The 13301-nt window shown below is 69.7% G+C and carries 13 protein-coding genes; 6 read left to right on the top strand and 7 right to left on the bottom strand.

Features of this window, described 5'->3' with window-relative positions; genetic code table 11:
• Positions 1–30: 30 nt before the first annotated feature.
• On the bottom strand, positions 31–921 hold the full coding sequence (locus EV640_RS00665) for an SGNH/GDSL hydrolase family protein (protein WP_036474394.1): 891 nt from the start codon (positions 919–921) through the stop codon (positions 31–33).
• Positions 922–1016: 95 nt separating this feature from the next.
• On the opposite strand from EV640_RS00665, the gene EV640_RS00660 reads away from it, so the two are divergent.
• Entirely contained in the window at positions 1017–1676 is a 660-nt protein-coding gene (locus EV640_RS00660) for an alpha/beta hydrolase (protein ID WP_036474315.1), read from the top strand.
• Here EV640_RS00660 and EV640_RS00655 read toward each other — a convergent pair.
• The 5 genes from EV640_RS00655 to EV640_RS00635 form a co-directional block, all read right to left on the bottom strand.
• Positions 1663–2802, bottom strand: coding sequence for a glycosyltransferase family 4 protein (locus tag EV640_RS00655; RefSeq protein ID WP_166645826.1), 1140 nt, complete (start codon positions 2800–2802; stop codon positions 1663–1665). The two genes, EV640_RS00660 and EV640_RS00655, sit on opposite strands and share 14 nt — an antisense overlap.
• Positions 2799–3794: a glycosyltransferase family 2 protein gene (locus EV640_RS00650; protein WP_084479399.1), complete on the bottom strand. Its 996-nt coding sequence runs from the start codon at positions 3792–3794 to the stop codon at positions 2799–2801. Before EV640_RS00650 ends, EV640_RS00655 begins: the two co-directional genes overlap by 4 nt.
• Entirely contained in the window at positions 3791–4852 is a 1062-nt protein-coding gene (locus tag EV640_RS00645) for a glycosyl transferase (RefSeq protein WP_133725475.1), read from the bottom strand. The genes EV640_RS00650 and EV640_RS00645 overlap by 4 nt, the downstream gene beginning before the upstream one ends.
• Entirely contained in the window at positions 4849–5934 is a 1086-nt protein-coding gene (locus EV640_RS00640) for a glycosyltransferase (protein ID WP_036474311.1), read from the bottom strand. The genes EV640_RS00645 and EV640_RS00640 overlap by 4 nt, the downstream gene beginning before the upstream one ends.
• Positions 5935–6090: 156 nt before the next feature.
• Positions 6091–6336 (bottom strand): RNA-binding S4 domain-containing protein, encoded by a 246-nt coding sequence (locus EV640_RS00635; RefSeq protein ID WP_036474309.1) that lies wholly within the window; start codon positions 6334–6336, stop codon positions 6091–6093.
• Between the two features lie 63 nt (positions 6337–6399).
• On the opposite strand from EV640_RS00635, the gene EV640_RS00630 reads away from it, so the two are divergent.
• The 5 genes from EV640_RS00630 to EV640_RS00610 all read left to right on the top strand — a co-directional run bounded on the left by EV640_RS00630 (position 6400) and on the right by EV640_RS00610 (position 12616).
• Positions 6400–7401 (top strand): DMT family transporter, encoded by a 1002-nt coding sequence (locus tag EV640_RS00630; RefSeq protein ID WP_036474307.1) that lies wholly within the window; start codon positions 6400–6402, stop codon positions 7399–7401.
• Between the two features lie 202 nt (positions 7402–7603).
• Entirely contained in the window at positions 7604–8986 is a 1383-nt protein-coding gene (locus EV640_RS00625) for a glycine--tRNA ligase (protein ID WP_133725474.1), read from the top strand.
• A gap of 102 nt (positions 8987–9088) precedes the next feature.
• Positions 9089–10054: a GNAT family N-acetyltransferase gene (locus EV640_RS00620; protein WP_133725473.1), complete on the top strand. Its 966-nt coding sequence runs from the start codon at positions 9089–9091 to the stop codon at positions 10052–10054.
• Between the two features lie 11 nt (positions 10055–10065).
• Positions 10066–11283 carry a tRNA dihydrouridine synthase DusB gene (gene dusB, locus EV640_RS00615; protein WP_133725472.1) on the top strand — a complete coding sequence of 406 codons (1218 nt, stop codon included), beginning with the start codon at positions 10066–10068 and terminating at the stop codon, positions 11281–11283.
• Between the two features lie 10 nt (positions 11284–11293).
• Positions 11294–12616: a deoxyguanosinetriphosphate triphosphohydrolase gene (locus EV640_RS00610; protein WP_133725471.1), complete on the top strand. Its 1323-nt coding sequence runs from the start codon at positions 11294–11296 to the stop codon at positions 12614–12616.
• A gap of 119 nt (positions 12617–12735) precedes the next feature.
• On the opposite strand, the gene EV640_RS00605 is transcribed toward EV640_RS00610, so the two are convergent.
• The gene (locus EV640_RS00605) at positions 12736–13233 is read right to left on the bottom strand and encodes an aminoacyl-tRNA deacylase (RefSeq protein WP_036474301.1); all 498 of its coding nucleotides are present in this window, start codon (positions 13231–13233) and stop codon (positions 12736–12738) included.
• Between the last annotated feature and the right edge of the window lie 68 nt (positions 13234–13301).

Below are 13301 nucleotides of genomic sequence, written 5' to 3'. Positions count from 1 at the left end.
CCCGCCAAGGGCGCAGCCCGCGGCCCCGGCTCAGGCGTCTGCGGCGCCGCCGCCCGGGGGCATGGAGCCTCCGAAGAGCGGCTCGAATGTCGGTCGCTTCGCGTGGATCCCATCTCCGGAGGACCGTCCGCGCAGCCGCCGGACCGCCCAGGGGAAGAGGTGGTGTCGCGCCCAGACGGCGTCGCCCACCCGCGCGGCACGCCAGCTCTGCACCGGGACAGGTCGCGGCTCAGAGGGCTCGAGATCGTGCTCGACGTTCATCGTGTCCAGCACCATGCGGGCGATGGTGTGGTGGCCCAGCGCGGAGAAGTGCAGCCGGTCCTCGTCCCACATCTCGGGGCGGGTCAGCTCGCGCAGGGACCACATGTCGGCGACCAGGGCATCGTGGCGGGCCGCGATGGTGCGCACGTTCTCATTGAAGATCGCCACCTTCCCGCGGATCGAGCCGACCACCGGGGTCTCGCGCACATCGGGGCCGTTGAACAGCACGATGGTCGCCCCGGTGGTGCTCAGGATCTGCACCATGGTGTCCAGGATCCGGGCGGTCTCGTCCGGGTCACCTCCCGGGCGGATCACGTCATTGCCGCCGGCGCACAGGGTGATCAGATCTGGTCGCAGCTCCAGCGCGGGGGCGAGCTGCTCATCGCGGATCTGGCCGATCAGCTTTCCGCGCACCGCCAGATTGGCGTAGGAGAATTTAGGCGATCCCTCCACAGCGGCGGCGCCGAGGGCGAGCTCCTCGGCCACTCGGTCTGCCCAGCCGCGGTGGTAGCCCGGTCGGGTCTGATCCGGATCCCCGATCCCCTCGGTGAAGGAGTCACCCAGGGCCACATAGCGGGTCCAGGGGTGCCGCGGAGTCGCTGGAATCCCGGCGTCGGCGGGCAGGTCAGGTGTTTCGAGGGTCTCATCGGTTTCGCTCACAGGTGCATTCTCTCCGATGACCCCCGCCCGACGCATCCACCCGTGGGCTGATTAGAGTAGGTCTGTCATTCTTCTCGTCCCGCAAAGGTCTCTTCATGTCTGAATCCCCGCACGTCGCCTGGTCCCGCGAACCCGAAGACCGTGCCGACACCCCGCTGGTGGTGCTGCTGCACGGCTACGGCTCCCATGAACAGGACCTGATGGGCCTGGTTCCCGGCCTGCCCGCCGGCTTCACCTACGCCTCGGTGCGCGCGCCGGTGAAGATGGAGGTCGGCGGTTACACCTGGTTCGAGCTGGACGTGGAGCGGCTGGTCTACTCGTCCTCGGCGGCCCGGGAGGCGGTGGAGGACCTCTGGGAGTGGATCGCCTCGGTCAAGGACCAGCACAGCTCGGTGACCCTGCTCGGATTCTCCATGGGGATGGCGGTGGCCACCTCGTTGCTGCGAAGCCGCCCGGAGGAGTTCGCCGCCGTCGTCGGGCTCTCCGGCTTCGCCGTGGACCCCACCCGGGGAGAGGGGATCGAGGACTATTTCGACGACGAGGCGCTGGCCGCCGCGAAGGTCCCGTTCTTCTGGGGTCGCGACCAGGAGGACCCGATCATTCCGGCGGAGCATGTGGAGTACACGCACGGCTGGGCCACCAAGACGGTGAAGCTGACCAAGGTGCTCTACGCCGGGGCCGGGCATGGCGTGGTGCCCCAGGAGATCAGCCACGTGGGGGAGTTCCTGACCCACACGGTGCTCACCTCCCGCTGAGCGCCCTGGCGTAGACCTCGGCGTGGGCGGCGGCGATGGCTCGCCGCTGCTCGCGCCGCCAGTGCAGCCGCGCCGCCGGAGCCAGCCAGGGCTTGGCAGTGTCGGAGTCTGCGGTGCTGGACTCCGCTGCGGCGTGCACCGCCCGGTGCAGACTCGGCGCGTCGAGGGCGCCCCTCTGCCAGCGGTAGAGGAAGTCGGCTCCCTGGCTGTGGTAGCAGCCGACGTCCGGGGCGATCACCGTGGTGCCCAGATCGTGGGCGGCTTCCATCCATCCGGAATGCGTGCCGAACCTGTAGGGCAGCAGCGAGGCGTGCAGCCCGGAGAGGTAGTCGAAGAGCTCGGCGTCGGTGTAGAAGTCATGGACCTTCATCTCCACCAGCTCCGGGTCCTGACGCTGCAGCCAGCCGACCAGCTCGGCGTCGTGCCGCGCTCCCGACGCCTCGAAGACATCCCGGTGCAGATCCACCTGGAGCACCGCGCGCGGAATCTCGCGCAGCGCCTGGATCGCCGCCGCGAGCACCTCCACGCCGACCATGTTGGCCCGCAGGCTCTTCAGGTGGATGCCGAGTCGGAACTCATCGGTCCGCCGCCGTGGCTTCTCTGTATAACCGCTGATCAGGTCCAGGTCGACCACATGTGGGTGCGGTATCACCTGCGCCTTCACGCCCCAGCGTCGCCAGATCTCCGCGGCGGCCTGCTCACTGAGCGTGATCACCTCCCGGGCGCGGGCGAAGAGCACCTCGAGCTGGGAATCATGCAGCGTCGGATCCTCCTGGTGCGGGTTCCACAGATCATGCGCCGTATAGACCAGCGGCCTGCCCCGGGCGTCGAGCGCATCGAAGACCTCATGCAGCTGTTCCGGGGTCTGCGCGTCGAAGCCGAAGTGGATGTGCATCAGATCGAACTCGTGCGCCTTGATCCAGGCTGCGTCCAGCATCGCCGGGGGCCACCATGGAGCACCCGTGGGCGGGTCGTCCCTCGGCGAAGGCGGGTCCGGCAGCCGGTGCACCGGGGCTGGCGGCGCGTGTGCAGCCCCGAGGGCGGCCTCGAGCTCTGGTTCCGGCGGGTGTCCCAGGTGACGGATGTAGACGTGGGATGCCGGCACCGAGGCCACCCGGATGCTCACGTCGGGCTTCCAGCCGCGTTCTGCGCTGATCGCCGGGCATCTCCGGTCGCGACCCAGTCCGCACCCTCACGCCGGACCAGGCCCAGGCGTTCGAACTCCTGCAGCCAGCCCTCCATCGGCCAGTGCCCCCAACGGTCCGCGAAGAGCGCACCGTTGCGCAGAATGTCGTTGAGGTGCTCCACCGGCGGTCGTGAGACCGGGTGGTGCTGATGGAAGGCGCGGGCGCCGCCCACCCAGGTCAGCTCGATCCCGTGGGACCTGGCGCGCCAAGAGAAGTCGGTGTCCTCGGCCCCGTAGCCGGTATAGGCCTCATCGAAGCCGCCGATCTTCTCCCACACCTCCCGACGCACCGCGAAGGACAGCGACCAGAACAGCGCGTGCTCGCCGTGGGTGCGGATCTCCCCGGGCTCCGGCGCCGGCCGGGCCGGGTGCGGGGCAGCCCATTCGGCGAGCTCCTGCGCCGAGGCCGCGTCGAGCGTCTCCCCAGGAAGCTCGGGCAGATACGCCACCGGCCCGCAGAGCAGATCCTCCGGCCTCAGACGCGAGGCGTCGAGATAGGCGCTGATCAACCCGGGGTCCGGGATGCAGTCCACGTCCAGGAAGATCAGCAGGTCCTCGGGGCCGGCGAGACTCTCCAGGGCGCGGGAGGCACCGGCGTTGCGGGCTGCGGCCAGTGGCAGCCGCCCGGCGCTTCGTGGGATCTCCAGCACCTCGATGGGCAGCGCAGCATCGGTGCTCATGGGCTGGTCCGGCGCCAGCCGCCGGAGAATCTCGGGGTCTGCCATGGCCACCACCACATGCGTGATCGGGGCCTGATCGCTGAGTGCGAGCGCGGCGCGCTGACGACGCAGATGGACGCCACGCTCGTGCACAGCTGTGATCACGACGGCGCGCGGACCGGTCTGGCCTGGCGGGCTGGTCTGCTCGGACGGGCTGGTCTGGCTTGTCTGGCGGGAGGGGTGGGAAGAGGTGGACGTGCTTGATCGGATCATCGGGTCGCCCCGGTGAGGCGGGTCGGGTCCGGCGTCTGCAGGGTCGGCATGGAGGCCAGCAGCTCGGCGAACCGCTCCGCCGCCGCGCCGTCGCACCAGCTGGCCCAGTCCGCGCCGTCGAGGCTCAAGGCCCGCGCCACGGCCTGGTCCCAGCCGGCGTCGTCGGCTGGATCGGGGGTGCGCAGCGCCGGCCACGGGCCCCGTTCAAGAGCGGCGAGCATATGGGTCTGTTCCTGGTGCGGGCGGTCCAGCGCGGTGACCAGCGCGGGGGTCCGGCTGGCGGCGACCTCGGCGATGGAGTTCTGGCCGGCGGCGGCGAGCACCAGGTCGGCGCGGGTCAACAGCGGCCAGGGGTCCTCCCTCCAGGAGGACTCGCCGCCCAGGATGCTCAGCCGCGCCTGCGGCAGGGTCCGGCGCAGCTGCCCGATGGCAGCCTCGCTGACGGCACCGCCTCCGCCTCCGCTGAGCACCAGGATCTCGAGCTGCCGATCCGCAGGCTCGCTCTCGGCTGTGCCGGGCTGGTTCGATCTCGGGGGTTCCGGGGAGAAGCGGGAGAGCCCGCCCAGCGCACGGACCTCCGGTGCCCCGGCGAAGATCTCGGCGGCCTGCGCGGGCCACATCCCCACCACTGCGGCGGAGATCTCGTAGCCGAGCCGGTGCGTGGGGTCCGTGCGGTCTCCGGGCAGCGCCACGGTGATCACCGGGATCCCATGGAGCCGGGCCAGCAGCGCGATCTCCACCGAGACATCCGCCACGAGCAGCTTGGGGACAGCCCGATCGATCCAGCTTGAGAGTTCTGCGCTGCGCCGGCGCAGCCCGGGGTGGTGCACCGGCGCCCAGTGCAGCGCGTCGGACGCGGTGGGGTCGCGGAACCCGCCGCGCTCGGCGGTGTCATCGCGTTCCAGCTGGACCCAGCCGGCTCCGGCCGGCCAGTCCGCGGGTTGGGGCAGCGAGGAGAGCCCGGTGATCTGCACCCCCCGCAGTGCGGCGGCCTGGGCCACCGCAGTGGCCCGGTGCAGGTGTCCGCGGCCCTGGTGGTGGATGTACCAGCCGATCATCGGGCGGGGCCGGTGGACTGGGTGGCGGGTTCCATGGCCATCTGGGCGTAGAGCCGCTCGTAGTCGTCGACCATGCGTTCCAGCGAGAGATCGCCCTCGGCGCGCTGGCGCACCGGGGTGCGATCACAGCGAGCGGCCCGAGCGATCGCCTCGGCGAGGGCGGCTACGGAGCCGTCTGCGGCGAGAGCGCCGGAGGATTCGGTGACGATCTCGACCAGTCCGCCGCGCGGGAATGCCGCCACAGGTGTCCCGCAGGACATCGCCTCGGCGGCGACAAGGCCATAGGGCTCGTCCCACTGGGAGCTCACCACGGCCACCGCGGAGGAGCCGACGAGCTCGACCAGTTCGGTGTGGCGCAGATGCCCCACGTATACCGCGTCATCGCCGAGCCGGGGCTGTACCTGCTCCTCGAAGTAGCTGCGGTCCAGGATGGGTCCCGCGAGGGCGATGCTGCGACCTGCGGCGCGCGCGGCGTCGATGGCCAGGTGCGGGGCCTTCTCGGGCACCATGCGTCCGGTCCAGACACAGTCGTTGCCGCCGGGCCCCGGATGCCATACGTCGGTATCGACCCCGTTGGGGATCACGCTGGCCGTGACGGAGCCCGCCCAGGCCTTGGCAGTGGCCGAGCTCACCGCGGTGAACACCGAGGAGGGTGCGGCGTAGCTCATCGCCGATTCCAGCCAGGGGGTCGGGGGAGTATGCAGGGTGGTGAGCACCGGCGTCGGCACCAGCGCCGAGAGGGCCACCGGGAGGTGGTGCAGCGAATTGTTGTGGATCACGTCGAAGTCCCTGGACTCGGCCAGGCGCAGCATCAGACCCAGGTAGGCGTGATGCTGCTGCATCCAGGCCACCGGCATCGCGCCGACGTCAGAGCGGGCGGCGGCGGTGAGCTCCAGACGCTCGGGCAGGAGCATCTGAGCGCCCAGTTCCGGGTCGCTGCCGCCTGCGGCGAACAGGGTCACCGAATGACCCCTGCTGATGAGCTTCTTGGCCACCGTGTGGGTAAAAGCCTCGAGCCCCCCGGCGAAGGGTTCCCGGATGGGAAACTGGCTCGAAGCGATGATGCAAATGCGCAACCGCACCCCTAGTTCACAGGGCGAGACGCAGCCCCCCGGCGCCGGTCATCGAGACCGGCAGGCACCTCGCAGAAGAAAGTCTTGAGAGGCCCGGCGCACCCGCGTGGGCCAGGCTCCTAGAGGCACTGTACACGCGGTGTCAGGGAGACGGATTCAGGTCCGTCAGTCCCCCACGGGCATGAGGCGTGCACCCGGCAGGCCGAAGGGCTCGCCGTTGAACTCCACGAGCTGTCCACGCTTGATCTGGGCACCGCGGCGGGTCTCCACCTCGCCGTCGACCCGGACGCCGGAGGAGTCGATCACCTCGCGGGCGATCGCTCCGTTCTCGACCACGCCGGCGAGCTTCAACAGCTGACCCAGACGGATGGACTCATCGCGGATCGGGACCTCAGACACTTCATGGCTCATGGGCTGATTCTGTCATGCCGCTCCGGTCAAACGTGGGGCAAGGCTCTGGCTAAAGTGAGGCCCATGAGTTCTGCCTACACCGCAGCGGCCCCCCGCTCCCCGCTGGTCTGGGTCTTTCTGCTGCTGCTGATGCTCGCCTCGGGTGCGGCGATCCCCGCCCAGGGCCGGGTCAATGCTGCGCTGACCACAGAGATCGGCGACCCGGTCCTCGCCGCGACCATCAGCTTCAGTGTGGGCAGCGTCATCTTGCTGCTGGTGACCTTCGGCACCGGCCGCGGAAGGCGGGCACTCGGTCGGGTCGCCCCGGCGGTGCGCGAGGGGCGGATCCGCTGGTGGTACTTCCTGGCCGGCTGCGTGGGCGCCTATTTCGTGCTCACCCAGACGCTGAGCATCGGGCTCATCGGGGTCGCGGTGTTCACCGTGGCGGTGGTCACCGGGCAGACCCTGGGCGGGCTGCTCTGGGACCGGATCGGGCTGGGACCCGCCGGACGGATGCGGCTGAACCCGTTCCGGGTCGGCGGTGCTGCGCTGACCGTGCTGGCGGTGCTCTGGGCGGTCTCCCCACAGCTGGTGGCCTCCGGGCAGGGACCCGCCTGGCTCGCCCTGGTGCTGCTGCCGCTCTCCGGTGGCTTCCTGCAGGCGGCACAGCAGGCGATCAACGGCCGGCATTCGGCGGCCTACCAGTCCCCGGCCCCGGGGACGCTGTTCAACTTCCTCGCGGGCACGCTGTTCCTGCTGCTGGTCTGGGCGGGCAAGGCGGTGGTCAGCGGGGTGGATCCGGCGCTGTCGCTGACCTGGTGGCACTACCTGGGCGGACCGCTGGGGATCATCTTCATCGCCCTGGGTGCGCTGCTGGTCACCCGGGTCGGGGTGCTGATCGCGGCGATGGGCATGATCGCCGGGCAGCTGCTGGGCTCGCTGCTGCTCGACGTGCTGCTGCCCACCCCCGGCTCGCTGGTCACCACCGCGACCGTGCTGGGGACCGGGCTGACCCTGCTCGCGGTGGTCCTGGCCTCGCTGCCGGACATCCTGCGCGGCCGCCCCGGGCCGAAGTCCCGAGCCTGAGGTCCTGAGGCTGAGCCTGAGGTCGAGGCTGAGGCTGAGCCTGGGGCTGGGGCCGAGGCTGAGGCTGAGCCTGGGGCTGGGGCCGAGGCTGAGGCCGGGGTCTGCGGTCCGGCGACCGAGCCGTATTCGAGCCCGGTGCGTGCGCGCGATAAGCTGACGCAATCTGTGTTCATCCCCGTTCTACCTGAGGTGTATCTGCCACATGGCCAAAGAGACCGCACTCGACAAAGTCATCTCCCTGGCGAAGCGCCGCGGCTTCGTGTTCCAGTCGGGAGAGATCTACGGCGGCACCCGCTCTGCCTGGGACTACGGACCCCTCGGGACGGAGCTCAAGGACAACATCAAGGCCGAATGGTGGCAGACCTTCATCCGCGGCCGCGGCGACATGGTCGGTCTGGACTCCGCGATCATCCTGCCGCAGGCCGTGTGGCACGCCTCGGGCCACGTCAAGACGTTCTCCGACCCGCTGGTCGAGTCGCTGCACACCCACCGCCGCTACCGCGCCGATCACCTGATCGAGGCCTATGAGGCCAAGCACGGGCACCCGCCGGAGAACGGCCTCGCCGATATCCGCGACCCCGAGACCGGCCAGCCCGGCAAGTGGACCGAGCCGCAGCAGTTCTCCGGCCTGATGAAGACCTTCCTGGGCCCGGTGGATGACCAGGAGGGGCTGCACTACATGCGCCCCGAGACCGCCCAGGGCATCTTCGTGAACTTCAACAACGTGGTGACCTCGGCCCGAAAGAAGCCGCCCTTCGGCATCGGGCAGATCGGCAAGGCCTTCCGCAACGAGATCACCCCCGGCAACTTCATCTTCCGCACCCGCGAGTTCGAGCAGATGGAGATCGAGTACTTCACCCACCCGGATGAGGCCGACGAGTGGTTCAAGCACTGGGTCGACGCCTGCTACAACTGGTTCACCGATCTGGGTCTGAACCCGGAGAACCTGCGCAAGTTCGACGTGCCCGAGGACGACCGCGCGCACTACTCCGCCGGCACCATCGACCTGGAATACCGCTTCGACTTCGCCGGCTCCGCATGGGGCGAGCTGATGGGCGTGGCCAACCGCACCGACTATGACCTGAACTCCCACACCGAGGCCTCCGGCGCGAAGCTGCAGTACTTCGACCAGGCCAGCGGCACCCGCTACACCCCCTACGTGATCGAGCCCTCCTTCGGCCTGACCCGCGCCATGATGGCGTTCCTGGTCGACGCCTACACCGAGGACGAGGCGCCGAACACCAAGGGCGGGGTGGACACCCGCACCGTGCTCAAGCTGCACCCGAAGCTGGCCCCGGTGAAGGCCGCGGTGCTGCCGCTGTCGAAGAAGCCCGAGCTGGCCGGGGTCTCTCAGGACCTGGCCCAGCAGCTGCGCCAGCACTGGAACATCGACTTCGACGATTCCGGAGCCATCGGGCGCCGCTACCGTCGCCAGGACGAGATCGGCACCCCGTTCTGCATCACCGTGGACTTCGACACCCTCGAGGACCAGGCGGTCACCATCCGGGACCGCGATGAGATGACCCAGGAACGGGTCTCGCTGGACAAGGTCCAGTCCTACCTCGCGGTGAAGCTGCTGGGCTGAGCCGGCGGCAGGGCGGCGCGCGCTTTGTCCGGGCGCGGGTGCGGGACTACCATTGCTTGTTTGGTCTGAACGACATCTACTGCTCTCGTCTAAGGAAATGTGATGAGTACTGAGCGCGACGTCGCGGCTCACCCCGTGAACCCGGCCCGGCTGACCCTGGACTCCGGCCTCACCGTGCGGCCCTGGGCCGACGGCGACGACCTGAAGCTGCTCCAGGTCTGGGGAGACCCGGAGAGCTCGATGCACCACCAGGACCGCAGCCTGCTGCGGCCCTCTTCTAACGAGCCCTGGTCCCGCTGCATCGTGGCCGAGGACGCGGGCCTGCCCGTGGCCGCGGCGACGATCTTCCGCTCCTCGCTGCACCCGGACCGGCTCTCCTTCTACGCCGAGGTCGCGCCGGACCATCGCCGTCGCGGCGTCGGCGCGCAGATGTTGCAGATCCTGGAGGCGGAGGTCCCCAACTGTGCGGTCCAGTCGCTGAAGGCCCGGGTGGCCAAGCGCTCCGCCGCCCAGTGCTTCCTGAAGGACAACGGCTTCACCAAGATCCAGGCCTCCCGCCAGGTGGTCGTCCAGCCGGGCGCGATCTCGCTGCCGGATCTGGACAGCGCGGGACTCGATCTCGAAGACCTCGCCACCGGATCGGTGGAGCTCACCCAGCTGGTCGCGGACTTCTACAACACCGTGCACTCCTGGGACCGCGCCGAGATGACCATCGGCAAGGCGCAGCAGATGCTGCTGGGCCCGGAGACCGGCGCCTCGGGGGCCGTGGTGCTGCGCGACACCTCCGAGGGCGGAGACAACGGGATCCTGGCCTTCGCGATCAGCTACACCTCCGAGCGCACCGACGAGCCCGCCGACGTGCTGCTGGGCTGGAACACCGCCCTTCAGGACCCCGACGCCGAGACCGCCTGCCGGGCGATGCTCGCGCTGCTCTCGGCGCACTTCCCGGTCAAGGTCGAGGTCGACGACGCCATGGTGCCGCTGAAGGCCGTCACCGATGAGCTCATCGCAGCCGGTGAGGCCGAGTACGACTTCGAGGCGCTCATCTACGCCAAAGACGCAGCCTGAGCGGGGAGCCGATGACCGTCGAGGCCACCGAGACCGCCGTGCCCGGTGCCGCCGCCGCGCCGGGCTCCCCGTCGAGCACCGCGCTGCTGCCCCCGCTGAACCTGGGACCGATCACGGTGCAGACCCCGGTGGTGCTGGCCCCGATGGCCGGGATCACCAACACCGCCTTCCGGCGGCTCTGCCGCGACTACGGCGGCGGACTCTTCGTCAATGAGATGGTCACCGCGCGCGCCCTGGTGGAGCGTCGGCCCGAATCGCTGCGGATCATCAAGCATGAACCCGACGAGGTCCCACGCTCGGTGCAGCTGTACTCGGTGGACCCGGTCACCACCGGCCACGCGGTGCGGATGCTGGTCGAGGAGGGCCGGGCCGATCACATCGACATGAACTTCGGCTGCCCGGTCCCCAAGGTCACCCGCAAGGGCGGCGGCTCCGCGCTGCCCTGGAAGATCCGGCTCTTCGAGTCCATCGTCGCCACCGCGGTGCGCGAAGCCGCCAAGGCGAACATCCCGGTGACCGTGAAGATGCGCAAGGGCATCGACGAGGACCACCTGACCTTCATCGAGGCCGGCAAGGTCGCCCGAGACTCCGGCGTGGCCGCGGTGGCACTGCATGGGCGCACTGCCCGGCAGCACTACTCCGGGCAGGCCGACTGGTCCGCGATCGCCGCGCTGCGCGAGTCTCTGCCTGACATCCCGGTGCTGGGCAACGGGGACATCTGGTCCGCTGAGGATGCCCTCGCGATGGTGGAGCAGACCGGGGTGGACGGCGTCGTCGTCGGCCGCGGCTGCCAGGGCCGACCCTGGCTCTTCGGTGATCTCCAGGCCGCCTTCGAGGGCCGCGCGGAGCGGCACCGTCCGGATCTGCCGATGGTCTCGGCCACCCTGCTGCGCCACGCGCAGATGCTGGTCCCGTACTTCGACGGCGACGAGCGCAAGGCCATGCAGGACATCCGCAAGCATGTGGCCTGGTACTTCAAGGGCTACGCGGTGGGCTCGCAGCTGCGCACCCAGCTGGTGGCCGTGGAGTCCATGGCCCAGCTTGAAGACCTGCTCGGCCAGCTGGACCAGTCCCTGAGCTACCCCGGGGCCGACGCCGAGGGCCCGCGGGGCCGCGCCGGATCACCCAAGAAGGTGCACCTGCCGCAGGACTGGCTGGAGTCCCAGGAGCTCAACGAGGTGCAGCGCGAGATGATCCAGGCCGCAGAGGTCGACATCTCCGGCGGATAGGGTTGGGTCCATGACTGCGCAGAACGTGGAGCGAGTAGAGGGCGGCTACGCGGCCCTGCGTCCGGGATACACCGAGGCCGACGAGGCCCGCTGGGTGCCCGAACACGGCAAGTCGGTGTACCGCTCCAGCTTCGAGCGGGACCGGGCCCGGCTGCTGCACTCCTCTGCGCTGCGCCGGCTCGGCGCGAAGACCCAGGTGGTCTCGCCCGACGTCGATGACTTCTCCCGCACCCGGTTGACCCACTCGCTGGAGGTCGCCCAGGTGGGCCGGGACCTTGGCCGGCTGCTGGGCTGTGACCCCGACGTCGTCGACGCCGCCTGCCTCTCCCACGACCTGGGCCATCCGCCCTTCGGGCACAACGGGGAGACGGTGCTCAACGCGCTGGCCGCGCCGTACGGCGGGTTCGAGGGAAACGCCCAGACGCTGCGGCTGCTGACCCGGCTGGAGACCAAGCGCTTCCACCCCGACGGCCGCTCCGCCGGGCTGAACCTGACCCGCGCCTCGTTGGACGCCGCGGTGAAGTACCCCTGGCGCGCCGATGAGGCCCCGACCCTGCCCGATGGCAGCCGCAGTGCGAAGTTCGGCGCCTACGAGGACGACGTCGAGGTCTTCACCTGGATCCGGGAGGGGGTCGAGGGTCGGCGCAAGTCCATGGAGGCCCAGGTGATGGACGCCGCGGACGATATCGCGTATTCGGTGCACGACATCGAGGACGGCGTGGTCAACGGCCGGTTCCAGCTGAAGTTCCTCGCCGACCCGCTGCAGCGCCGTCGCGTGGTCCAGACCACCCGCGACTGGTATCTGCCCGAGACCGACCCGGCCCGGATCGAGGCGGCGCTGGATCGGCTCTCCACGGCGGATTCCTGGGTGGGGGAGTCTGACGGCTCGCGCCGGGCGCTGGCCGCGCTGAAGAACATGACCAGCGAGCTGATCGGGCGGTTCTCCCACGCCATCTTCTCCGCCACCCGCGAGGTCTACGGTGACCGCCCGCTGGTCCGTCACGAGGCTGACCTGGTGGTCCCGGAGGAGACGATGGAGGAGGTCTCGCTGATGAAGGGCATCGCGGCGACCTACATCATGGCCTCCCGCGAGCAGAAGCCGGTCTACGCCCGGCAGCGCGAGGTCATCGAGGGTCTGCACGGGCTGCTCAGCGAGACCGGCGACCAGTTCCTGGAGCCGCCTTTCCAGGCCGACTTCCACGCGGCCTCCGATGAGGCGGCACGGCAGCGCGCGATCATCGACCAGATCGCCTCGCTCACCGACGGCGCGGCGCTGGAATGGTACGCCACCCTGGTCCACGGCCGCCCGGTCTTCAACCGCCTCTTCGCCTGACCCTCGCGGTGGAGGTGCGGCCTTCTTCTCGTTGAGGGGCGGATTTTCCGGGCATCTCATGCGGCTGGACCCCTGAACTACTCGGAGAATCAGCCCCTCAACGAAATCGGGGAGCGGCGCTACTTGCCGATGTCGCCGAGGACGACGTCGAAGGCTGCGAACAGCTCCTCGGCCTCCACGAAGAGGTTCAGATCCGGTTCACCGGCTCCCATCGCGATCCGCCCGGAGATCGATTCATCGGCGTAGACCGGCCACATCTTCCCCTCGGGGGTGTGGGCGCCGAACGGCGTGATCGTGCCCGGGTGGTACCCGGTGGCCGCCACAGCCTCCTCCGGCGCGGTCATCGACATCTTCTTCATCCCCGCCAGTCGGCGCAGCTTCGCCCAGTCCACCTGCTTGTCCCCGGGGATCAGCGCCACCACGTAGCTGTGCTCGGTGGAGGACTGGGTCAGTTTGGCCTTCGCGACCAGGGTCTTCACGATCTCCCGCGGCGAGACCCCGAGGTTCTCGGCGGCCTCCTCCAGGGAGGAGGCGGGTCCGCGCTGGACGAATTCAAGGGTCACCGCGCGGGAATCGGCGTCGGCCTGCACCCGCTCACGTCCGGAAAGCTCAGTCATGCTGCCCAGCCTAACGAGGTGCCGCCCGATCCTCCGCGTCGAGCCGATCATCCGGGTCGCTGCACAGC

It is taken from the genome of Nesterenkonia aurantiaca (assembly GCF_004364585.1).
Classification (GTDB): domain Bacteria; phylum Actinomycetota; class Actinomycetes; order Actinomycetales; family Micrococcaceae; genus Nesterenkonia; species Nesterenkonia aurantiaca.
This window is presented reverse-complemented; position numbering and strand designations above follow the sequence as displayed.

What these genes read in the sequence shown, in the direction of transcription:
- EV640_RS00610 (WP_133725471.1), top strand. Translation starts at nt 11,294, where the DNA reads ATGACTGCGCAGAACGTGGAGCGAGTAGAGGGCGGCTACGCGGCCCTG.
- EV640_RS00660 (WP_036474315.1), top strand. Translation starts at nt 1,017, where the DNA reads ATGTCTGAATCCCCGCACGTCGCCTGGTCCCGCGAACCCGAAGACCGT.
- EV640_RS00630 (WP_036474307.1), top strand. Translation starts at nt 6,400, where the DNA reads ATGAGTTCTGCCTACACCGCAGCGGCCCCCCGCTCCCCGCTGGTCTGG.
- EV640_RS00635 (WP_036474309.1), bottom strand. Translation starts at nt 6,336, where the DNA reads ATGAGCCATGAAGTGTCTGAGGTCCCGATCCGCGATGAGTCCATCCGT.
- EV640_RS00605 (WP_036474301.1), bottom strand. Translation starts at nt 13,233, where the DNA reads ATGACTGAGCTTTCCGGACGTGAGCGGGTGCAGGCCGACGCCGATTCC.
- EV640_RS00645 (WP_133725475.1), bottom strand. Translation starts at nt 4,852, where the DNA reads ATGATCGGCTGGTACATCCACCACCAGGGCCGCGGACACCTGCACCGG.
- EV640_RS00620 (WP_133725473.1), top strand. Translation starts at nt 9,089, where the DNA reads ATGAGTACTGAGCGCGACGTCGCGGCTCACCCCGTGAACCCGGCCCGG.
- dusB (WP_133725472.1), top strand. Translation starts at nt 10,066, where the DNA reads ATGACCGTCGAGGCCACCGAGACCGCCGTGCCCGGTGCCGCCGCCGCG.
- EV640_RS00650 (WP_084479399.1), bottom strand. Translation starts at nt 3,794, where the DNA reads ATGATCCGATCAAGCACGTCCACCTCTTCCCACCCCTCCCGCCAGACA.
- EV640_RS00625 (WP_133725474.1), top strand. Translation starts at nt 7,604, where the DNA reads ATGGCCAAAGAGACCGCACTCGACAAAGTCATCTCCCTGGCGAAGCGC.